16 protein-coding genes and 1 tRNA gene are annotated in these 22,992 nt (G+C 58.9%); 4 read left to right on the top strand and 13 right to left on the bottom strand.

Features of this window, described 5'->3' with window-relative positions:
• Positions 1-82 precede the first annotated feature (82 nt).
• The 5 genes from V2391_RS09550 to V2391_RS09530 all read right to left on the bottom strand — a co-directional run bounded on the left by V2391_RS09550 (position 83) and on the right by V2391_RS09530 (position 5,474).
• Positions 83-1,282, bottom strand: a complete 1,200-nt coding sequence (locus tag V2391_RS09550) for an ABC transporter ATP-binding protein (protein ID WP_161116106.1) — start codon at positions 1,280-1,282, stop codon at positions 83-85.
• A gap of 68 nt (positions 1,283-1,350) precedes the next feature.
• Positions 1,351-2,190: a carbohydrate ABC transporter permease gene (locus V2391_RS09545; protein ID WP_022095055.1), complete on the bottom strand. Its 840-nt coding sequence runs from the start codon at positions 2,188-2,190 to the stop codon at positions 1,351-1,353.
• Positions 2,190-3,044, bottom strand: a complete 855-nt coding sequence (locus V2391_RS09540; protein ID WP_329739134.1) for a carbohydrate ABC transporter permease — start codon at positions 3,042-3,044, stop codon at positions 2,190-2,192. Before V2391_RS09540 ends, V2391_RS09545 begins: the two co-directional genes overlap by 1 nt.
• A gap of 87 nt (positions 3,045-3,131) precedes the next feature.
• On the bottom strand, positions 3,132-4,448 hold the full coding sequence (locus V2391_RS09535) for an ABC transporter substrate-binding protein (protein WP_329739133.1): 1,317 nt from the start codon (positions 4,446-4,448) through the stop codon (positions 3,132-3,134).
• Between the two features lie 306 nt (positions 4,449-4,754).
• Positions 4,755-5,474, bottom strand: a complete 720-nt coding sequence (locus V2391_RS09530; RefSeq protein WP_195247228.1) for a GntR family transcriptional regulator — start codon at positions 5,472-5,474, stop codon at positions 4,755-4,757.
• Positions 5,475-5,701: 227 nt separating this feature from the next.
• Here V2391_RS09530 and V2391_RS09525 point away from each other — a divergent pair, with 227 nt between their 5' ends.
• From V2391_RS09525 to V2391_RS09510, 4 genes are all read left to right on the top strand, one after another.
• Entirely contained in the window at positions 5,702-8,155 is a 2,454-nt protein-coding gene (locus tag V2391_RS09525; protein WP_329739132.1) for a PTS transporter subunit EIIC, read from the top strand.
• 128 nt (positions 8,156-8,283) lie between these two features.
• A complete protein-coding gene (locus V2391_RS09520) occupies positions 8,284-9,297 on the top strand; it encodes a polyprenyl synthetase family protein (RefSeq protein ID WP_329739131.1) in 1,014 nt (337 codons plus the stop codon).
• A 138-nt stretch (positions 9,298-9,435) separates the two neighbouring features.
• Positions 9,436-10,341 carry a peptidoglycan-binding domain-containing protein gene (locus tag V2391_RS09515; RefSeq protein ID WP_329739130.1) on the top strand — a complete coding sequence of 302 codons (906 nt, stop codon included), beginning with the start codon at positions 9,436-9,438 and terminating at the stop codon, positions 10,339-10,341.
• A 38-nt stretch (positions 10,342-10,379) separates the two neighbouring features.
• Positions 10,380-10,451 (top strand) — tRNA-Gln (locus V2391_RS09510).
• 415 nt (positions 10,452-10,866) lie between these two features.
• On the opposite strand, the gene V2391_RS09505 is transcribed toward V2391_RS09510, so the two are convergent.
• From V2391_RS09505 to acpS, 8 genes are all read right to left on the bottom strand, one after another.
• Complete coding sequence (locus V2391_RS09505; RefSeq protein WP_329739129.1) at positions 10,867-13,056, bottom strand: hypothetical protein; 2,190 nt, start codon at positions 13,054-13,056, stop codon at positions 10,867-10,869.
• A 183-nt stretch (positions 13,057-13,239) separates the two neighbouring features.
• Positions 13,240-15,129, bottom strand: a complete 1,890-nt coding sequence (locus V2391_RS09500) for a carbon starvation CstA family protein (protein ID WP_329739128.1) — start codon at positions 15,127-15,129, stop codon at positions 13,240-13,242.
• Positions 15,130-15,940: 811 nt separating this feature from the next.
• Positions 15,941-18,325 carry a tRNA (adenosine(37)-N6)-threonylcarbamoyltransferase complex transferase subunit TsaD gene (gene tsaD / locus V2391_RS09495; protein WP_329739127.1) on the bottom strand — a complete coding sequence of 795 codons (2,385 nt, stop codon included), beginning with the start codon at positions 18,323-18,325 and terminating at the stop codon, positions 15,941-15,943.
• Complete coding sequence (tsaE, locus tag V2391_RS09490) at positions 18,312-18,818, bottom strand: tRNA (adenosine(37)-N6)-threonylcarbamoyltransferase complex ATPase subunit type 1 TsaE (protein ID WP_329739126.1); 507 nt, start codon at positions 18,816-18,818, stop codon at positions 18,312-18,314. The genes tsaD and tsaE overlap by 14 nt, the downstream gene beginning before the upstream one ends.
• A gap of 12 nt (positions 18,819-18,830) precedes the next feature.
• Positions 18,831-19,451 carry a uracil-DNA glycosylase gene (locus tag V2391_RS09485; RefSeq protein WP_195240895.1) on the bottom strand — a complete coding sequence of 207 codons (621 nt, stop codon included), beginning with the start codon at positions 19,449-19,451 and terminating at the stop codon, positions 18,831-18,833.
• Positions 19,452-19,459: 8 nt separating this feature from the next.
• Positions 19,460-20,605, bottom strand: coding sequence for an alanine racemase (gene alr, locus V2391_RS09480; protein ID WP_329739125.1), 1,146 nt, complete (start codon positions 20,603-20,605; stop codon positions 19,460-19,462).
• A 2-nt stretch (positions 20,606-20,607) separates the two neighbouring features.
• Positions 20,608-22,224, bottom strand: coding sequence for an NAD(P)H-hydrate dehydratase (locus tag V2391_RS09475; RefSeq protein WP_195240899.1), 1,617 nt, complete (start codon positions 22,222-22,224; stop codon positions 20,608-20,610).
• Positions 22,225-22,764 carry a holo-ACP synthase gene (gene acpS / locus V2391_RS09470; RefSeq protein WP_195240901.1) on the bottom strand — a complete coding sequence of 180 codons (540 nt, stop codon included), beginning with the start codon at positions 22,762-22,764 and terminating at the stop codon, positions 22,225-22,227.
• Between the last annotated feature and the right edge of the window lie 228 nt (positions 22,765-22,992).

Below are 22,992 nucleotides of genomic sequence, written 5' to 3'. Positions count from 1 at the left end.
GGGAGGGGAGTCTTATATGTGACCGCGGCAAAAGGATGGCAATACCGCAGTCGCCCAAAGGGAGGGCCTGGATGCACCGGGCCTAGATAAGGTTCTTGCCAGACACCTTATCGAAGAGATGGGTCGCGTTCTTCTCGAACTTGAACCAGATGGAGTCGCCCGCCTTGAGCGCACCCTTGGCCTCAAGGTCGACAACGGGAATGATCAGGACGAACTGGCCATCGGGAGCGGTCACGTGGACATGCTCGGTCGAACCCATGAGCTCGGTCACCTCGACGGTACCCTGGAGCGCACCCTCCTCGCCCTTGTCGGCAAGCAGAATCTGCTCGGGGCGCACGCCGGCCGTAATCTCCTTCACGTCGCCGCCGTCCCAGTTGAGAGCAAGCTGAGAGCAGGTCTCGGGGGCGAGCGCCACGTTCATATCCTCGGTCTTGACGGTGAAGCCGTTGCCCGAGCGCGCCAGCTGGGCATCGAAGAAGTTCATCTGCGGCACGCCGATAAAGCCGGCAACGAAGATGTTCGCGGGATGGTTGAAGACCTCCTGCGGGGTGGCGATCTGCTGGACGACGCCGTCCTTCATGACCACAATGCGATCGCCGAGGGTCATGGCCTCGGTCTGGTCGTGGGTGACGTAGATGAACGTGCCCTTGATCTCGTGGCGCAGCTTGATGAGCTCGGCACGCATCTGGTTACGCAGCTTGGCGTCCAGGTTGGACAGCGGCTCGTCCATCAGGAAGACCTTAGGATCACGCACGATGGCGCGGCCGATAGCGACACGCTGACGCTGGCCGCCCGAAAGCGCCTTGGGCTTACGGTCGAGGTACTCGGTGATACCCAAGATCTCGGCAGCGGAGCGAACCTTACGGTCGATCTCGTCCTTGGGGACCTTCTTGAGCTCAAGCGTAAACGCCATGTTCTCGTACACCGTCATGTTGGGGTACAGAGCGTAGCTCTGGAACACCATGGCGATGTCGCGGTCCTTGGGCGCCACGTCGTTGACGCGCTTGCCGTCGATGAGCACATCGCCCGAGGTAATGTCCTCCAGGCCGGCAACCATGCGCATCGTCGTGGACTTACCGCAGCCAGAGGGACCAACGAGAACGACGAACTCCTGGTCGTGAACGGTGAGGTTGAAGTCCTCTACAGCGAGCACGCCATCCTCGGTAACCTTAAGGTTATGCTTCTTCTCCTCGGTCTTCTTCTTTTTGCCAAAGAAGCCCTTCTTTTTGGACTCGGTGTTGGGATACACCTTCTGAACATGTTTGAGAACGATCTCGGCCATGTCTTTACCTTTCGATGTGCGGCGCCGCGCTGAGGGGCGCCGCAGAAACTTGCAAAACAGTTACGGCATCAGCCCTTGACGGCACCTGCCACCACGCCGTCGATGATGTACTTCTGGCAGAGGATGTACATGATGACGATGGGGATAACGACCATCATGATGCAGGCCATCATGGGGCCGAGCTCGACGTGGCCATAGCCGCCGCGGAAGTACTGGATCAAGATAGGAATGGTCTTGTACTTGGTGGAGTCGAGGGTGAGGTAGGGCAGCAGGTAGTCGTTCCAGACCCACATGGTCTCGAGAATGCCGACCGAAAGATAGGTGGGCTTCATGATGGGAAGGACGATTTTAAAGAACACCTGGACCGGGTTGCAGCCGTCGATCATGGCCGCCTCCTCGATCTCGAGCGGGATGTTCTTTACAAAGCCGGCGAACATAAAGACCGCCAGGCCTGCGCCAAAGCCAAGGTAGATAAAGCAGATGTTGAACGGCGTGTTGAAGCCGATGCGGTCCGCCAAATTGGACAGCGTGAACATGAGCATCTGGAACGGCACGACCATCGAGAACACGAACAGGTAATAGAAGAAGTTCGAGATCTTGTTGTTGACGCGCACCACGTACCAAGCGCACATGGAGCAGCACACCAAAATCAGCACGACCGACGTGACCGTGATGATGAGCGAGTACATAAATGCCGAGGCAAAGCCCTGCTCGTTAAGGGCATGCATGTAGTTTGCGAGGCCGTTGAACGTCTCGGGCGTGAGCAGATCGAATGCCGTGGTGGTGCTGATTGCAGTTGCCTTTTTAAAGGAATTGAGCGCGATCATGAACACGGGGTAGATCCACGCGAGCGACAGGATCGTAAAGAAAATCGAGAGCGCGCGGTTGATAACCTTATCGCGTTTCATTACTGCTGCACCTCCTTGGACCTCGTGGCCTTAAGCTGAATCATGGAGATGGCTACGACCAGGATGCAGAAGATAACCGCCTTGGCCTGACCGATGCCCTGCCATGCGATACCGGCACGCGAATAGAACGTGTTGTAGATGTTCAGGGCGAGCATCTCGGTGGAGTGCGCGGGGGCGCCGCCGGTAAGGGCGAGGTTCTGGTCGAACAGCTTAAAGCCGTTGGTGATGGACAGGAACAGGCAGATGGTAATCGTCGGCATCAGATTGGGGATCTTAACCTTCCAGAACGTCTGCCATGCCGTGGCACCGTCAACCTTGGCGGCCTCGATGTAGTCGGACGGAATGGACTGCAGACCAGCGATGTAGATGATCATCATGTAGCCGACCTGCTGCCACAGGGTCAGGATGATAAGGCCCCAGAAGCCGGCAGCGGAGTTAAGGGCAATGAGCTGGGCGCCCACGTTGGAGAGCAGGCAGTTGATCAGGATCTGCCAGATGTAGCCCAACACGATGCCGCCGATCAGGTTAGGCATAAAGAAGATCGTACGGAAGATGTTGGTGCCTTTGAGCGCCTTGCGGGTGAGCGCCTGCGCAATTGCCAGGGCGATCACGTTGATGAGCACCGTCGACAGGAAGGCAAACGCCACGGTAAAGAAGAACGACGTGGCAAACTGCGGATCGGACAGCGCGCGCACGTAGTTCGCGATACCGACAAAGTGCGCGTTGTTAATGGTAATAAACTGGCAGAACGAGAGATAGAAACCCTGGATAAAGGGGATCACGAACCCGATCATAAACGCCAGGCACGTGGGCAGCATAAAGAGCGGCCACCAGCGCTTGAGTGCTTTGCCCATAAAAGGGTCCTTTCAATATGCAGGGGGCGGGCAAACCAACGTCTGCCCGCCCCCTGTCGCTAATCAGATAGCTTGGGCAGCAACTGCTTACTCAGAAGCAGCCTTCTCGGTCTTCCAGCCATCAACGAAGGCGTTCTTGACGCCGTCCCACTTGCTGTTGTCGGCAGCATAGGCGATCAGAGCCTGCTTGAGGTTCTTCTTCCACTCCTCAGAGGGGATGTAGACGAAGTCCCAAGCAACGGTCTTCTTGCCGTCCTTGGCCATGGCAACGGCCTGCTGCGAGAAGACGTTGGTGGTCTCCTTGGCGCTCTTGAACGGAGCGGTCAGACCCATCTTGTCGGCGATGATGCTGGTCGGGGTGTCAGCGGTGACGCACCAGTACATGAAGTCCTCGGTGGCCTTCTGAGCATCCTCGGAAGCCTGGGAGCTCACGCACCAGTAGTTCTCGCCGCCGGAGCACAGGCCCTGGTTCTCCTCGCCGTCGACGCCGATGTAAATCGGCAGCATGCCGAGCTGGTCGTCGGTCATACCGGCCTTGGTGAGGTCAGCGTATGCCCAAGAGCCGTTCTGATAGAAGACGGCCTTGCCGGTTGCGAACTCGTTGGTGGCATCGTCGCCGGTCTTGGAGGCAAGCTGCGAAGGATCGCAGGTGGAGTCGGTGATGTACAGGTCGAAAATCTGCTTAAAGTTGTCGAGATACTCGCCCTTGATCTCGTCGTCCTCCTGGTTGTGCTCCTTCTCGAACTCGTAGTAGAGCGGGAGGTTGGCGAGGTGGGTGGTGTAGCGCCAGCTGGAAGAGTCATCCATGCCGGCAGAAGTGAAGGCACCCTCAACGCCAAGCTCGTCCTTGCGGGCCTGGATGTCGTCAGCACAAGCCTTCAGCTTGTCGAAGGAGTTGATGTCCTCGGCCTTGTAGCCTGCCTTCTCGAGCAGCTGCTTGTTGTAGATGATGCCGTAGCTCTCCTGGACCCAGTCGATACCCAGATCCTTGCCATCGGACTGCAGAGCCAGGGAGTCGTCAATGAGCTCACCGCGGAGCTTGGTATCGGACAGGTCGGCGCAGTAATCCTTCCAGTTCTTAAGACCGGTGGGGCCGTTGACCTGGAACAGGGTCGGAGCGGAGCTCTTGGACATCTCGGACTTGAGCTTCTCTTCGTAGGTGTTGGAGGCGGCGGTCACGATCTTGACCTCGACGCCCTTCTCCTCCTTGTACGCCTTGGCGATCTCCTTCCACTCCTTGTCGACCTCGGGCTTGAATTGGAGGAAGTAGACCTCGGCAGCGTCACCAGAAGCAGAGGAGCCGGAGCCGGCGGAGCCACCGCAGCCCACGAGACCCAGACCAAGAACCGCAGCCGCGGAACCAGCAAAGCCCAGGAACTGCCTTCTGCTCATTTCGTTCTTCATTACAATCCACCCTTTCACACCGTGGCGGCACCCTTTGCCGCCGCCTTCGGAGATTGGCTCGGGGACCTTGCCCCTTTTGCTGATTTGAACGATACGCTATTTTGAAAGTTGTTTGAACAAGTATTACTAGAGCGGTAGAAAAACTTCGGTGAACGGTAATTTCAACTTGATACTTGACAAGTTTTGTATAAACAATTATTTGTTATCGAATGCAGAGAAAACGCCCGGTCAAGCCGATGCATCGTCGGTTTGACCGGGCGTTTTCGCTTTGAGGGCATGAGTCTCGTCAGGCTGCGAGCTAGCCGGCTATCGCTTGGAGTTGACGCGGTAGTGGAAGATCTCGGGATGCGTGCGGGCATGCGTGACCTCGAACAAGATGCCGTCCGAGGTGTACGACTGGCTCTCCATGACGGCAACGCAGTTGTATTTGCCGAGGTCAAGATAGCTGCAGTCCTCATCGTTGGCGAGCTCGACGCTCACTGTACGGCGACTCGCCATCACCTTGACGCCGCGTTTGTGCTCCAGATAGTCGTAAATTGACTTTGCGGCGATCTCGGGCGTCAGGCCCTTGGCGATTGACTCCAAAAAGTAACCATGGTCTACTTGGCGCGCATTGCCGTTAAGGCTTCGGACACGCACCACGCGAATCAACTCCTCGCCCACCTTAAAGCCCAGGCGACGAGAGAGTTGCTCGGTGCAAATCAAATGTTCAAAAGACTTAACGTCCGTCGATGCAACGGCATTATTGCGCTTTGCAAATTCGCCAAACGACTCGACTTCCTCGAGTGCGCCCAGCATGTCGGTTTCGCCCTTGAGCCAAATAACGCGCACGCCCTTGCCGTGTATAGGCTGCACAAACATCTGGTCGGCCAGCATGCTCAAGGCGCGTCGAACGGTATTGCGCGTGCAGCCAAACTCCGCGGTCAGCTCGGCTTCGGTTGGCAGCATCTCCTGAAACGCATAAGTCCCGTTAATGATGCGCGAACGGATCTCGCGGTAGATTCCTTCGTAAATCGCTTTTGGCATGACTTCACCTCTAATGAATATGTATGGCTAGACACGATAGCATTTCTTGAAGTTGTTTAAACCGATTATCGGCAAAGCGACAGGATTTAACCGTTGACGGTTTCTGTCGCGCCCAAACCGGTTTCGCTCAAAACTGCCGGTATGACAATCGTCTGGTCCTCTACAATGAATCCATTGTTTAAACGTTTCACCACGCGCAACGCGCCTCGATATTCGGGAGGCAGAACATGCTGCAAAAAAACCAACGCTTTGGCGGGGCAATGTTCGCGCCCGCCATGCTGTTTTCCATATCGGGCCTTATGGTCGGCGTCTCCGCCCTCGCAACGTCTGCGGACATCGTCGGCGATCTCGCCGTATACGGAACCCCTTGGTATGTTTTTTGGACCATCATCCAGCGCGGCTCGTGGACGGTCTTTAAGCGCCTTCCGCTCCTTTTTGCTGTAGCGCTGCCCATCGGCCTTGCCCAAAAGCAACCGGCACGCTGCTGCCTCGAGGCACTCGTGGCCTATTTTGCCTATTGCTTCTTTTTGAGCGAAATCATTAAGCTGAGCGGAGACAATCTTGGACTTAAGTACCCGTCGTCTTTGACCTCCGCTAGCGGCATCACCATCATCGACGGCATCAAGACGCTCGACACCGGCATTATCGGCCCGCTGGCGGTATCGGCAACCGTCGTCGCCATCCATGACCGCTTCTACGATGCCAAGGTTCCCGATTGGCTCGGCACCTTCTCGGGCTCCTCGCTGGTCTACCTCATCAGCTTTTTTGCCGTGTTTGCCCTTGCCGCTATCTCGGCCGCCATCGTGCCCTCCGTATACGCAATGACCGAAACGCTGCGCCATGCACTTACGAGCGTCGGCCCCTTTGGCGTGGGCATCTTTGTGCTTTTGGAGCGAGCGCTCGAGCCCATGGGGCTGCACCACCTGCTCTACATGCCGATCTACTACGACAACCTGGTCATTAACGACGGCATCTACGCCACGTGGAGCAGCTTGCTCCCCATCCTCTCCCATAGCACGCGCCCCCTTAATGAGCTTGCGCCGTGGGCCGGTTTTACCGCCACTGGCTGGGTCAAGCTCTTTGGCCTTCCCGCCATCGCAGCCGCGTTCTACTCCACCGCAAAACCCGAGCGCCGCGCCGGCCTCAGGGTCATCCTTGTTCCCGCCATCATCGCCTCGGTGGTTTGCGGCGTTACCGAGCCACTCGAGTTTCTCTTTATGTTCACCCACCCCGGGCTCTTTTTGCTCTATGCCGCCCTATCTTCCTGCCTCGCCATGGCTATGAACTTCTTTGGCGTCGTTGGCATCTTCTCGGGCGGCTTTATGGAAATGGCTGCCTTCAACTTTATCCCGCTCATGCGGGCGCATGCCGGCTCCTACCTTTTGGCACTCGGAATCGGACTCATCTTTAGCGTCATCTTCTTTCTGAGCTTTCGAGGTCTTATCCTGACCTTTGACCTTAAAACCCCGGGACGCGAGGACCATATCGCCAGCAACGCGGCGCTCTCACGCTTGACGGGAAACGACGTTGACGAAAAGCGCTCATCCAAAACCGGCGCTTCCGGCAACCAAGCCTCACAAGATCATCTCCTCGCCGAGCAGGTTGTGACGCTTCTGGGCGGCGTCTCCAACATTGCGGGCGCAACCAACTGCGCCACGCGTCTGCGCGTCGAAGTCGTGGATCCCTCCATCGTCGCGGACAATGCGACCTTTGTCGCAGCGGGTGCCAAAGGCCTCATCGTCACCGGCAAGACCGCTCAGGTAATCATCGGCATCTCGGTACCCCGCGTCAAAGAACACTTTGATCAGATTATGGGACTCGAACCGGGTTTTGCATTCGCCGCCTCGCCTTTTCATGCCGGCGATGGCGCCAAAAAGTATGGCAATGTCTGCTTCTTCGACATCGACGGTACGCTCGCCTGGCAAGATCCCAAACTTGCCCAAGAGCTCCCCGAGGGCGAGCGAGATCTTTCCCCCTATCCCAACGAGACGGTTGCACAGGCAATTCGCACGTTTGTCGCCAACGGCAACAAAGCTTTTATCTGTACGGGGCGCACCCTCAGCTGCATCCATCCCAAGCTGCTCGAACTGCCGTGGGCAGGCGTCGTGTGCCTCGCGGGCGGTTACGCCGAACTCGAGGGGCGCGTCGTGCGAAACGCTGCCATAAGCCCCGGCATGTTACAGCGCCTCGCCCCCTATCTCGAGCAATCGGGCGAGGTCATTCGCTTTGAGGGCATCGATCGCGTCGTGCGCATGAGTGCAGATGCCCCCGAGACGTACGGATACGCACGCACCGTGGGCGACGCCGTCACGCAACTTGAGCACTACAACGCCTATAAAATTCTTATGTCCACACCACTTGCCAACCGCATCGCCCAAGATGAAGAGCTTGGACCTCTGCTCTGCCTCAACGAGCTCGAGCTCGAGGTCACAGAAATCTCGCCGCGCGAGTGCACCAAACGGGCCGGAATCAAGGCTGTGCTTGACGCCCTGGGACCAGACCACGGCACCGTATATGGCATTGGCGACGCGAGCAACGACATCGCCCTCATGGAGGCGGTCGATGTTGGCATCGCCATGGGCAACGCGCCGGACTTCCTCAAGGAAAAGGCCGACTACGTAACCGACAGCTTCGACCACGACGGCGTCGTCACCGCGCTCGAACACTTTGGGCTTATCTAGCCGAGCCCCTTGCCGCGTTTGCGACCGCAAGACTCAATCGTCTTCAACCGCCGCGCTCGACGCCCCAATGTGGCAATATGTAGTCTGCATAATGCAACGGTGCAACCTAAGAAAGAATGCGAGAACCCGTGTCCAGTCCGTTTACCAGCTTTTTAGCCCAGCACTTTGACCAGATTAACGACTATCTGGCCACGTTCTTTGACGGACAGGCAACTTCCGCCGATATCGAGCGTTACCTGTATACCCCGCTCTCGGCATTTACGGCCAATGCCGGCAAGCGCCACCGCCCGCTCATCTGCATGCTCGCCGCCACCGCGGTAGGCGGCAGCTTTGAGAGCGCCCGCAGCGCGGCGGCAGCTATCGAGCACTTTCAATCGGGAGCGCTTATCCATGACGACATCGCCGACAACGGCCAACTGCGTCGCGGCAAGCCCTGCATGCACCTTACCGAGGGCACGGGGCTTGCCATCAACTGCGGCGACCTAGCGCTCACCATGGTCACCAAGACGGTTCTCGACGACCCCACGCTCGAGGCAGACGTGAAACTCCGCGTGCTCCACGAGCTCACCGAGATGATCGTCCGAACCATCGAGGGTCAGGCGCTCGACCTGGGTTGGGTCCGCGACGGGCGCTTTGACATCTCGGTCGACGATTATCTGGACATGGCGACGCACAAGACCGCGTACTACAGCGGAGCCACGCCACTTGCCGCCGGAGCCATTATCGGCGGCGGCAGCGAGGAGCAGATTGAGGCGCTGCGCGCCTTTGGCCTGCACACGGGCCTTGCCTTCCAAATTCAAGACGACCTGCTCAACTTGATCGGCACCAAAGAGGCCGCCAACAAGGACTTCCGCACCGATATCACAGAGGGCAAGCGCACCCTCGTCGCCGTGCACGCCCTGTCAGACGAGCGTTATCACGACGAGGTCGAGGCAATCCTTTCCTCGGGCACCGAGGACCCCGTGCAACTTGCACGCGCCGTGGAGATCTTCCAGCAGACCGGCTCCATCGATTACGCCCACACTTACGCGCTCGACCTGACCGCTAAAGCCAAAGCGGCCATCGAAAACGTTGAGCTTGATCCGCACGCACGCGAGCTGTTCCTCTCCATGGCAGATTTCTTTGTGGAGCGACTCAACTAGCGGGGGTTATAAAACCTGTCAGCAGCGTATTTGGGTACAACTTGCTACACTGTTGAGTGCATGTTTATGCATCCCTTTGCGTTGTCTATCCGACACACGCTCAAATAGTACGAATGGTACGCCGAAAGGGGTTCGTTCATGGAACCTATTACAACGGGCATGCAGGGAGCAGCCGTCGAGGACGTCCAGTCCCGCCTTCTGCAGCTCGGCTATACAATCGATGACACCGAGGTCTCCGACAAGCGCTTTGGCACCACCACCGAGCAGGCTGTTGGCACCTTTAGGCTCGACAGTAGCCTTCCCGCTGGCTGCGCCGTCGATATCCCCTGTTGGAGCGCCCTGGTAGACGCCTCGTATAAACTGGGCGACCGCACGCTCTATCTGCGCATGCCCAATTTCCATGGCGCCGACGTTCAGGCCCTGCAGCGCGCGCTCAACGTTTTGGGTTTTGCCTGCGGTGAGGACGACGGCTATTTTGGCCCGCACACCGAGGCCGCTCTGCAGCAGTTCCAGGAAAATGTCGGCCTGTTTGCCGATGGCATGGCGTTCCAGGATACCTACGCCTATATCAACCGCCTGCATCACGTGTGGGAGGGCAAGCCCTCGGTTACCGAGGCCGAGTCGCGCATCGGTTTTGCCCGCGCCGCCAACGTGCTCGAGCGCTTCCAGATTGCCGTCATCGGTGAGGACCCCATCGCACGCAGCGTTGCATCGCGCATGTGGAACATCGCCACGGCGACGACCGACAGCAGCGGCATGATGCTTTGCGATTCCGAGGTTCCGACCGACGTGGATCTGGTGCTCGAGATTGCAAGCGATGAGCTGCCCGCAGATGCTGCGCCGCGCGCCACGATCGCCCTTGCCGAGTGTCACAACCTTGCACAGCGCATCCGCACCGCCAATGTCGCCGCGCAACAAAAACCTGCGCGTATCCGCATTGAGCTCACGGGCATGACGCGCTACAACGGAACCTTCACCGCAAGCGATGCCCAGACACTCGCCGTACGCCTGCTCGATGGCGTTTGCGATGCCCTCGCAGATTAGGTAAACTAAACGGGTTGCTTTTGGGCAACACCAAACATTGGGACGTAGTTCAACGGTAGAACTCCGGTTTTTGGTGCCGGCTGTTGGGGGTTCGAATCCCTCCGTCCCAGCCCCAAAGAACATAGCGCTCCAGGCTCTTATGAACCTGGAGCGCTTTTTCGTGGGCATGCGGAGGGATTCGAACCCGCAAGGGTGCAGAGCTGAGGAAACGCGAAGCGTTTTCCAGCGCAGCACGCAAGGAGCGAAGCGACGCAGCGGGGCGCGGCCGCCGACAGGCGGACGCGGAATCCCTCCGTCCCACATCAACCAAGAGCGCCTTACATCTAGAATTATCAGCCCAGTTCCGAAAAGCGAGCCGTATGCAACAACCAAGTAACCACAGGCCCCGGGAGAGCGGGAACACCGGCTTAGGTTTATCGCGAGTTCCGCACGAACAGGAGGCCACTTAATGTGGCCTCCGTCGTGAGCAGGACTGTAGAGCAGGAAACCTAAGCCGGTGTCCCCGCTCTCCCGGGGCCGGCGGAACTAATTATTCAGCATGCGGTCGAAGCTTCCCGAGTCGCCATCCCGATAGTCGGCGGTCATCAGAATCTCCTGTGGAATGCGCCCGCCCTCGCGCAGCACGTTGCGGAACTGCACGCGCGTGACCATAGGCAAATCTTTGATCGTCGCCGCTAGGTTCTGCGGCACGCCCTGGTTGGCAGCCGCGGGCTCGCACTCTCCGCCGGCCTTTACGCGACGCTTGTGCTCGGCGAGCATGGCGCGATACATACCGGCATGCAGGCGAATCTCAACGACATTGGCATTACGGGCCTGCTCGACAATGCGCGCACCCTCTCGATCGATGTCGCCCACGTAGTAGACATAATTAAAGCGATAGCCGATCTCGGCCAGATAATCATCCAGTGCGTGCGAAACGCTCGCCTTGCAGCCGCCGCCAAAGATCACGCCACCAACTTTGGTGCCAAAAAGCTTGGCATGCTTGCGGCCGCGCAGGAGCTTGACGATCTCGTCATAGGTGTCCAGGTTCTCGACCATAATGAACGGCTTGTCGGCGCCCAGCGTAAAGAAACCCGTAAAGTGCACGGGGCGGTTGGGGGCGACCTTAATCGCCTGCATGCTGATGCCCTTTTCGGTCATACGCCGAATCAGGCGCTCGCCGTGCTTGCCGTCAAAGGCCTTCTCATCGTTAAAAATCTGGTAGGCGCGCTGGCGACGCGAAGCGACCGGCGTGTCGGCACCGCGATTCTGTTCTATCCAAGCCTGGATGATCGCAATCTCCTCGGCAATCTTGCGGTTGGACATCTCGTTGTGCTGAGTGCGCTGCGGAGCCTTTTTGCCGTCCTTGCCCTCGACTTTAACAATTTGAGTCTGCTGTTCCTTAATCTTGGAGAGTGCCATTGGCGTAGGAACGACCTTGAGCAGCTGCCTGCCCAGGACACGTGCCAGAGCAAACGCCGAAACCTCGCCGTGAGCGGGCGGCTCAGGCTGCTGGGCGGCCGCATCGTTTGCAGTCGGTTTGGGCTGCGCCTGGGATTTGTGCTTGGAATTTGCCTGAGCTTTGTGCTCTTGCTTTGGCGCGGACGAGCTCTTTTGCGAACGTTCGGACTTGTCCCCCTTCGCCGGCTGGCGCTTGGGCTGCTCCATCGGGGTCTCAGCCTTCGCATCCTTGTTTTGCGTTGTCGCCTTCTCGGCCACGGCCTCGGCATTTGAGCCACGGCCGCCACGGTGACGACGACGGCGGGGCTTGCTCGAAGCGCTCTCCCCCGCCTGCTTATCAGCGGACTGTTGGGCTTTGACCTCGGTGTCAGCCGCAGGCTGCGACTCGGAAGGCTGCTGCTCGCGAGCCGCCGGCTCAACGGCTTTCTCGATCTGTTCGGCCTTCTCGGCCCGAGCGGTCGAAGCCGGCTCGCCCTTCTCCTGACGCTTTACGGGATACGCGCGCCCCGCAAAACCGCGGCCGGGACGACACGAACCCGGAGCCCTCTTGGCACACTCCTCAACATCGTCTGCAACCTCGGAAGGCTCTTCAGCCTCATGCGCGACATCCTGCTGTGCAGCCTTAAAGTGAGCACCGCGACGACGCTTGGGCTCTTGGGCCCCCACGGGCTTTTGCTCCTTCGCGGGCTTCTGCGACTCAGTAGCAACCTCGGTCTCAACAGCCTCGGTATCGAGCTCATCCTTTTGAGCCACGGCGCGACGGAAGCGCTCCTGCTGGGCACGGCGCTGAGCATCGCGCTTGCCGCCCCCGCCAAAACCGCCGCGGCCGGCCTTGGCCGTAAAGGCTCGAACGACGCTCTCGTCAAGCAGCTCGTCGGTATCGATATGCTCGCGCGGAGCTGTTTTCACCGAAGCGGGCGCCTCGACAACGTCCTCGACGGTCTCTTCGGCAGCCTCGGCAAGCTGCTCCTGGACATCACTTATCTCGGCATGAATGGTATAGAACGCCGGGCGCCCGTTAATGCCGCTGCCCTCGATCTTGGTAACGATCTTTGCCGCGATGAGTTCGTCGCGCATCGTCTTGGTGTCGCATTCCTTATCGACGGAGCGGAAAATCTGCGCTAGCGCGCTCGATTTGATTTTGAGTGCCTTGCGGCAGAGCAGGTCGTAGGCAACCAGCTTGGCGCGCTCGGTAGAAAGCGACGTCTGGCTGCTCAGACGCTCAGCCAGGGCATCGACATTATTTTGGTTATCGGAATATACCGTCTTGGCCACGGGGTCCCTTTCATATGTACACATATACGTCTATATGGTACAACGCGCGAGCCTATCCACGCAAAACATCTGCGAGGACGCCCTTGCATCACCCGTTCTCGCAAGAAAAAAGACCGGGTCCGCGTCGTTGCGGGCCCGATCTTTCCGAGTCATATGGATGGAACGGTTAGCCCATCAAGCTAACTAGGCCTTGGCAGCCTCGGCGTCGGCAGGAGCCTCGGCGACAGCGGCGCGGCCGTACTCGGCCTTGCCCATCTCGGACCACTCGGGCTCCTCGTCGGGCATGGAACCGGCCTCCTTACCGAAGAACTCCTTGAGGCAGTTGACGGCAACGATGAGGCCCAGGACCATCAGCAGGACGGCGAAGACGAGCTGCAGGCCCTTGGTAGCGGCGACGGAGACAGCGGCCGTGGTGGCGGTAGCCGGGATGGTACCGAAGAAGCCGTAGGCCTGGACGGCGGTCATGCAGCCCATGGCGCTCTGGACCAGCGAGGTGAAGGTGCAGCAGAGCAGGAAGGCGACGGGCACGTAAAGCATCCAACCCTTGCGGCCGGTGCACTTGCAGAACACGGCGAGGGTAATCATGGTCATACCGCCGAGCAGCTGGTTAGAAGCACCAAAGAGCGGCCAGATGTTGGCATAGCCACCAAATGCGAGGGCGAGGCCAGGAAGCAGGGTAACAACCGTGGCGAACCAGGGGTTGCCGAGGACCCTCATGTAGCCGGCCTTGGACTCGATGGCCAGGGCGTCGTTGGTCTGGGCAAAGAACTCGGAGAACGAGGTGCGAGCGATGCGGGCGACGGCATCGAGCGAGGTCAGGGCCAGAGCGGAAACGTTCATGGTCATGAATACGGTTGCGAGCGTGCCGTCAACACCGAAGGCCTGCATACCGCGGGAGATGCCGGCGGCAAAGATCTGGAACGGGGTGGAAGCGACACCGGCGTTGAGGGCGCCGGTACCGGCGGTGTTCATATCGGAGAACATGATGCCGGCGACGATGATGGCAAGGATGCCGACGAAGGACTCGACGATCATGGCGCCATAGCCGACCTTGACGGCGTCCTGCTCCTTCTCTACCTGCTTGGAGGAGGTACCAGAAGAAACGAGGCTGTGGAAACCGGAGAGAGCGCCGCAGGCAACGGAGACAAACAGGACCGGGAACATCATGCCGGAGGCAGTGGAGAAGCCGGTGAAGACCGGAGCGGTGATGGTGGCCTGGCCGTTAACGCCCAGGACGACGATGCCGAGGACAGCGCAGACGATCATGACGATCATCATGATGGAAGTGAGGTAGTCACGCGGGGTCTTGAGCATCTGGATGGGCATAGCGCCAGCGAAGACAAGGTAGACCATGACGACGGCGAACCACTGGAACTTATCCAGGTAGACCGGGAACTGCATACCGACGGCGAACATGAGAACCATGAGGACCACGCCGGTGACGAACTCGGCAGCGCCGGTGAGGTTGAACTTCTTCTGGGCCCAACCAAAGGCGATAGCGACGAAGGTGAACAGGATGGAGATGGTACCAGCGCAGCCGGCGGCATAGGACTTGGTGAAGTCGATGGCACCGGTAGCGGCACCAGAAGCGTCAACGGCCGGGGTGAACATGAACGTCTTGCAGACCATGTCGGTGAAAGCGGCGATGACGATGATGCAGAACAGCCAGCAGAACAGCAGGAACAGGCGACGGCCGGTCTTGCCGATGTACTTCTCGATGAGCTGGGCCAGGGACTTGCCGTTGTTCTTCATCGAGGCGTACAGGGCGCCAAAGTCGTGGACGGCGCCAAAGAAGATGCCGCCGACGAGGACCCAGAGCACGACGGGAAGCCAGCCGAAGGCCATGGCGACGATCGTACCCGTGACAGGGCCGGCACCGCAGATCGAGCTGAACTGGTGCGAGAACGCGGTAAAGGCGGAGACGGGCGAGAAGCTGTTGCCGTCCTTCATGCGCTTGGCCGGCGTGAGGACCTCTTTGTCAACGCCCCACTTGTTGGCCAGCCATCGGCCATAGCCCAGATAGCCGCAAGCGAGCACCGCCGCGGCCACAACCATGAGCAAAACTCCGTTCATTACATTTCCTCCTCTAAAAAGAACTTCCCAGACATAAAAAATGAGGGCCGTCGGTTGCGCTCGACGGCCCTCATCTTCATCAGCCGCCCGTTATCGTACGGGCTAGCTGTATGTGCTAACCCGCATCAGATAATTACTACGCTGATAATGTTTAGCTGATGCGTGAACATGTCTAAGAAATCCTCTTCGATCATGATGTGAACGATCCGTGCGTGTTCACATCCCCCAGTGGTTGAAAAGGAGTATGAAACTTTAGTTACCTAAAGTCAACGCAAATATGTAATGAATTTTCAACTTTTTTTGAATTTCTCGGTATAAAGCGCCACTGACCTCGGACTTTATCCTGCAACAGTTTTTGCTTGAGAGACGTCCCTGCGCGCCGCGGGAACCGGGCTGCCTATATGAACTTTATCGCGAGTTCCGCACGCAAAGGAAAGCACTTAATGTGCTTTCCGTCTTGCGCAGGACTGTAGAGCAGGAAAGTTCATATAGGCAGCCCGGTTCCCGCGGCGCGCAGGGACTCCCATCCCAAATGTGCGGAGCAAAGCTCCGCACGCCAACTTTTTCTTTCAACTAAAGAACGTCGGAAATTCGACGCTGACTTGTTAACCTTGCTGGACGCTGTCGACGCCAAACCAGCTCAGAAGCTATATCGATACAGAAAGGTCCCCGACCGGAGGGGCCGGATATAAGGTTTATCGCGAGTTCCGCACGCAAAGAAGGCCGCTTAATGTGGCCTTCGTCTTGCGCAGGACTGTAGAGCAGGAAACCTTATATCCGGCCCCTCCGGTCGGGGACCGCACCCATACGACTACAGCGTCATGTTTGGATCGGCGTCGACGTCGAACGGCGAGATTTCACCTCGGTCGAATTTACGGCGGGCGACCTCCGCGATCATGGCAGCGTTATCGGTGCAGGCAGACAAGGGCGGCACCGTCACGCGGATCCCCTGACGCCCGAGCTTCTTGATCATCATTTCGCGCAGATGCGGATTGGCCGAAACGCCACCGCCGATGCAATACTCCTTGCACCCGGTGGCATGCAGGGCGTTTTTGGCCTTCTTGTACTGCACGTCAAAGACCGCCGCCTCAAACGAGGCCGCCAGATCGGGCAGATGAATCGTGCGCCCGGCCTTGGTCTCCTGCTCGATGTAGAGCGTCACTGCCGTCTTGAGGCCTGAAAGCGAGAAGCGGTAGTCCCCCCTGCTGTTAAGCGCGCGGGGAAAATCGATTGCCTTGGGATTACCCGTCTCGGCAAGCTTGGAGATGATGGGGCCACCGGGGTAGCCCAGGCCCAGCGCCTTGGCAACCTTGTCGAAGGCCTCGCCCACGGCGTCGTCGAGTGTCTCGCCAAGCACCTCGTAGTCGCCCCATGCCTTTACGTGCACGAGCATGGTGTGCCCGCCCGAGACAAGCGTAAAGATAAACGGGGGCTTAAGGTCGGGCTGCGCCAACAGGTTGGCAAACAGGTGACCCTCCAGATGATTGACGCACACGAGCGGCTTGCCGGCAGCATACGCAAAGCCCTTGGCAAAGGCGACACCCACCACCAGGGCACCCACCAGGCCCGGACCTTGCGTCACGCCCACGGCGGCAAGCTCACTTGGCGCAATCGCCCCACCCTCAAGGCCAAGCGATGCCGCGGCATCTTCAAGCGCCGCATCTACGACGCTCACAATCACCTCGACGTGCTTGCGCGAGGCAATCTCGGGCACCACGCCGCCAAAGCGAGCATGAAAATCAATCTGCGTCGACACCTGGTTGGCCAGCATCTTGCCGTCCGCATCGATAATCGCCACAGCCGTCTCGTCGCAGGAGCTCTCAATGGCAAGAACTAGGCGACGGCGCTCGATTTCGGCACGCTCCTCAGCGGTGCGCTCGGGCGCGGGCAGCGGCCATGCGCGCTGTTCGGCAGCAGTTGGCTCGGGCGAGGCATTGTCGAGAGGAAGCACCAGGGGCAGCGGTGCCGTCATGACGATGGCATCCTTACCGGCACCGTAGTAGCCACGGCGACGACCCGCCTCGGTAAAGCCCAGGGCGGCATAGAGTGCAATTGCGCCCTCGTTGCCGTCCTCGACCTCAAGCGAAGCCGTAGTGCAGCCGAGCATCTGCGCGTCATAGCTCACGTGCGACAGAAGCTTGCGGGCGATACCCTCACGGCGATGAGACGAATCGACGGCAACGTCCATAATCTGCACGTCCCCGTCGACGACCATACCGCCGGCAAGGCCCAGCAGCTGGCCATCGTCGTGCGCCACCCACCAGCTACGCGGAGCGGCAACGTCCTCGCCCAGCTCGGACAGGAACATGTTCGGCGTCCACGCCTCGTGTCCGGCGCCTTCAAAGCAGGCGGTTTCCAGTGCGCTCGCGCCCTCGGCATCCGCCGCGCCCATGGGGCGGAATTGCAGGTGACGTCCGGCGAGCTCGTCGGCAACGCCCGTAATTTCGCTCTGCTCGCTCTCGGCAAGACCGAGGCGCTTGCGCTCGTTTTCCTCGGCATCAGAAAGGCGCGTATAGATCGGTAGGACGCGGGCCGGGTCGCCGTCACCCGCGGCATGCGCAAGGATGAGGCCCTCGCCCGAAGGCCACCACAAGTCGCGCTCTACGCAACGAGCGGCCTCATCCTCGCCCAACAGCTTGCCATAACGCACGAGACCGTCGCCAGTCAGCTGAACCTGGTCCCAGTCCGCGGCTTGGCGCCACTCATCAAGCGCCACGGCAGCTTTGACCACGCGCTCGCGCTCAAACTGACGCTCGGGGCCCTCGTCGCTCAGCACATACAAAGCCGGATACACCTCGCCGCGCATGGCATCGGCCAGAATGCCGAGCTTGCCACGCACGCCAGCCTTCCATGCCGTCCAGGCGCAGGCATCGAGTGTCGACACACCCAACAGCGGCACGTTGGCACCGCGCGCCAAGCCCTTGGCGGTGGAAATGCCGATACGCACGCCGGTAAACGAACCCGGACCGCGACCGACAACGTAACTGCCCACGTCGGCACGGTCCATGCCAGCCTGAGCAAGCACGCTGTCAACGGTATTCACGAGCTCCACATTGGCATGGCGACGGCACATATGGTCGCCACTCGCCAGCTTCGCCTCGCCCGTCTGCCCATCAATCCAGCTTGCCGCGCAGGCAAGCATATCGGTCGAAGTATCGAGCGCTACCACCAGCGCGTAATCGTTATGCAAGCTCATCTTGTACAGCCTTATCAATCAAATCGGAAAGCTTCGCTGCGCGCTCGCCGTGCGCCTCGAGCGTTATCATTCGCACGTCGTTATCGTTCTCATCACGCTTAAGCGTTACCGAAAGATACTCGTCTGTCAGTTCGTCCTGGAACTGTTCGCCCCACTCCAACAGACAGGCACCCTCATAGCCCAGTACATCGAAAATGCCCGTATCCTCGAGCTCGTAAGCATGCTCCAGACGGTACAGGTCAAAGTGGAACAGAGGAATACGCCCCTGGTCATGAACAGCCATGAGTGCAAATGTGGGGCTCGTGACCATATGACCGTCGCCCAGACCACGCGAAACGCCCTTGGTAAAGTGGGTTTTGCCCACCCCGAGGCCGCCGGTCAAGATCAGCACATCACCATCTTCCAGGCACGGCGCAACCAGCTCGCCAAAATGCTCCGTATCAGCAGAGCAAGCCGTTTTATAAATACCTACCCCCAGGCGCTCCAGGGACATATATGCTCCTTATTATTCCGAGGCGCCCTCTGGCGCGGGGTGTCGCTCCAGATAGTCGCCCAGCATCTTAAAGTCTTCCTCCAGCAACTCCTGCCACGCCGGATTGCGCAGCGCCGCCGCAGGATGAAACGTCGGCATCACCACAAAGTGCCCCATCTGATGGAACCTGCCGCGCAGCTTGGTAATGCCAATCTCGGTCTTGAGCACAAAGTGCGTTGCGGGGTTGCCGAGCGTCACGATGATATCGGGCCAGATGCTTCGAATCTGCTCGCGCAAAAACGGTGAGCAAGCCAGCACTTCCTCGGGGCGCGGATTGCGGTTTCCCGGCGGGCGACACTTAAGCACGTTGGCGATATAGACATCCTCGCGCTTAAGACCTGCCAGGGACAAAATGCCGTTGAGGTCTTCACCCGCCGCACCCACAAAGGGTTCGCCCTGCAAATCCTCGTTACGACCCGGTGCTTCACCAATAAACATGACGCGGGCGCGGGGGTTTCCCACGCCAAACACGATATTGTGGCGCGACTGGTAGAGCTGGCAGAGGTGACAATCGCCCAGAACAGCCTCAATCTCCTCGAGTGCGACCTCACGTGGCGCCTGATGGGTATGGCCGGGGATGTGCATGACGCCCATGGCGACTCCTACACGTAGACCTTGTCGAGGCGCATGCCAAAGCCGCAGGCGACCTCGTAGTTAATCGTTCCGCGCAGTCGGGCCATCTCGTCCATAGTGATCTCGGCATCGCCATCGCGGCCGACAATAATCATCTCGTCACCATACTCGGCCTCGGGAATCTCGTGTGCCGGGTTGGACTGAATGGCGACCATAAACTGATCCATGCAGATATTGCCAACCTGACGCACGCGCTCGCCGCGATACAGCACGTCCATACGATTGGAAAGCGTACGCGATAGGCCGTCGGCATAACCGATCGGCAGCGTGCAGATCTGAACGCGCGTACGCGGTACGCGGTAGGTAAAACCGTAGCCCACACCCTCGCCCATCGCAGGGTGTGCCACGCGCGTCACGCGCGCATGGACGCTCATAACGGGATCGAGCTGCATCACGTGGCCGCTCAGCTCGCACGGCTGCATGCCATACAAGCCAACGCCGGCGCGAATCATATCAAAATGCATCGAAGGGTCGAGCATCGAGGACGGCGTGTTGGCGCAGTGCACGATACCGCACTCAAAACCCGCATCCTTAATGGCCTGAACGGCCTCGGTAAAGCGCTGGCACTGCAGCTTGTAGTCCCAGCCCGAAGGTTCATCGGCAGTGGCGAAGTGTGTAAATACGCCATCGCACTGAATGCCGCGATGGAAACTAATGCCGCGGACAAAGTCGAGCACCTGCGTGTAATGTACGCCGATACGGTTCATACCCGTCTCGATGGCGAGATGGTATTTGCCCACCTTGCCTGCCGCAACGGCGCACTCGCCATACGCAAGAGCAAAGTCAGACGTATAGACCGAGGGCATAATATCGAACTCGAGCAACGTCGGAATGGCTTCGATAGGCGGCTCGCTAAGGATGAGAATGGGTTTCGTGATCCCGCCCTGTCGGAGCTCAACGCCCTCGTTAACCGTCGCCACGGCAAACATGTCGGCTCCGGCCGAATACATGATCTTGGCGCACTCAATAGCTCCATGACCATAAGCGTCGGCTTTAACCACGCAGCATAGGCGCTGGCGCGGATTCAGCAAATTCTTATAGGCCCTCGTGTTGCGGCGAAGCGCCCCGCGGTCGATCTCGACCCAGGACCAACGCGTCAAATCGGCTTTATTCATAATTATTCATCCGACCCTTCGTCTGTGATTCCCAGATCATCGAGCGCATCCTTTGCCGCTAACTCCATGGCGGGACCGATCAAGTCGATAAGATCGGTCGCGATAACGCTCTTCTCGCCAAACTCCGTCGCCGCGGCAAAACCGGCATAGCTATGAAGTGCGACGGCATACGAGTACAGCAGCTCCCAACGGTCCATCTCGTCGCGCATGGTGGCCAGTGTGCCGGCCAGAATGCCCGCAAGGACGTCACCCGAGCCAGCGGTCGCCAACGACGCCGGGCCCGAGAGCGGCAGTAGCACGCGCTCAACACCGCAAATGGCCGTCGTTGGGCCCTTAGCGATAACAACGAGGTTATCGGAACCGGCGGCCCAGACAACCTTTTGCGCAGCAGCGATCGCGGTACCAAGGTCATTGACCTCATCGCCGGCAACAAGACGCGAAAGCTCGCGATAATGTGGTGTCATGACGAGCGGCTGCTCGCGACGATACATCTCGGGATTGCTGTCGATGCCGTCGATTGCAATCTTGGCAAGGCAGTTGAGGGCATCGGCATCCAAGATAAGCGGCACGTCGAGCTCGAGCAGACCCGAAACCACCTGCATGGCACCGGCAGACGTCGTCATGCCAGGACCACACAGCACACAGCTGTATTTCTTGGCAATCTCACATACCGTCATGCGCGCAGCGGCACCAAAAGATCCGCGAGAATCAGATGGAATGGCAAAAACCGGAATCGAGGGGAGCGCCATGCGGATAAGGTTGGCACACGCATCCGGCGTCGCGACCGCCACATAGCCGGCACCTGCGCGAGCAGCGGACTTAGCAGCCATAATGGCCGCACCAGGATACTGCGCCGATCCGGCAACAATGAGCACCGAGCCGCGCGAGTACTTATCGATATTCGTGGGCAGCGGAGCAAAGTAGTCCACAAGGTCGCCGGGCTCCACAATCTCGGCAGCATGGTCGACATCGTCAATGACCTCATCAAGGCGGTCATACAGACCACCGCAGACCAGATCGCCTGCATATTCGGGACCGTCAGCGCTGTATAAGCCAATCTTGGGAGCAATCATCGTCACCGTACGCTCAGCACGAATGCAGTCATCATCAACCACACCCGTCTCGGCATTCAGGCCCGAGGGAACATCGATGGAAACAACGCAATCGGCATTTTCATTGACCGTGGGAATCCAGATTGAAAAAGGCGCACGGAGATCACCGTGAAAACCAGTACCAAAAATGGCATCGACTACAACATCAGCCTTATCGATCAGCACCTCCAGCTCATCACGAGAGGGGCCGACACACACGTGCACGTCGCGGCCAGCAGTGCGGCGAGCAACATGGCGAGCGAGAGCGGCAGGGATCTCATCCGGCTCAACCGGAGAGACGATATCAACATCAACGCCCTTATGCGTCAGAATGTCAGCGGCAACCCAGCCATCTCCGCCATTATTGCCAAAACCGACCAATACAAGAACGCGATCGGGGTTGAGCTTTAAAATCTCATTGGCGGCAAATTCGCCCGCCAACTCCATGAGTTCGGCCTTCGAGGTGCCCTCACGCTCGATGATATCTTCGAGGCGAACGACTTCCTCGGTACTCAAAACCGGTTTCATCTATGCTCCTAGCGCATCTTGTGGACCATCATCCAGATGTTCCGACAAAGCAGATTGTTGCAGCTGTTCGAGTTCATCCAGGACTGAACGAGCCTCTTTAAATGTCTGAGCAACGCGCTCCTTCGTGCTCACTTTCTCTTCCTTGGGTTTAGGTCGAGCATCCTCGGTGATCGCAATGGCATTAGCGACAGCCAAGTCACCCGTCAGGGTAATAGAAAGAGCAACCTCGACAACGCCCAATTCCTGGGCGATTTCGAGAGCGCGACCCGAAAGCAGCGCTTTTGGCTTGCCGAGCTTATCGCGCGTTACAGAAACGTCTTTACGGCCAACGCCCTGACTAAAGCCCGTTCCAAGAGCCTTAAGCACCGCCTCGCGAGAAGCAAAACGACTAGCATAGTGCGCGGCAGGGCGAGACGATGCATCGCAATACGCACGCTCTTCATCGGTAAACACGCGTCGGGCAAACGCGGGCGTCTTCTCAAGGATTGATTTCATTCGGGAAATCTCGACGATATCAACGCCGATTCCGGCTTCGGCCATAATCACCTCCATGCTGCACAGACTAAGATATTGTAGCCCGTTCGCAGAAGATGCGACAAACGAGGGCTAAAAACACAGCGACAAAGAAGTGTTGGGCATCGAAACGCAAAAAAGGGGGAGGCCGCGAGGCCTCCCCCTTCTTCAAGTCGATTGACGGCTCGGTGCCGTCCACCGGTCAGCGGCGCCCTGGCCTCCCACGGGCTGACCCCGCAGTACTCTCGGCGCGAT

It is taken from the genome of Collinsella sp. CM84Y_54 (genome assembly GCF_036317945.1).
Classification (GTDB): Bacteria; Actinomycetota; Coriobacteriia; order Coriobacteriales; family Coriobacteriaceae; genus Collinsella.
Note: the sequence above shows the minus strand (reverse complement) of the source record. Positions and strands in the feature narration are given on the sequence as shown.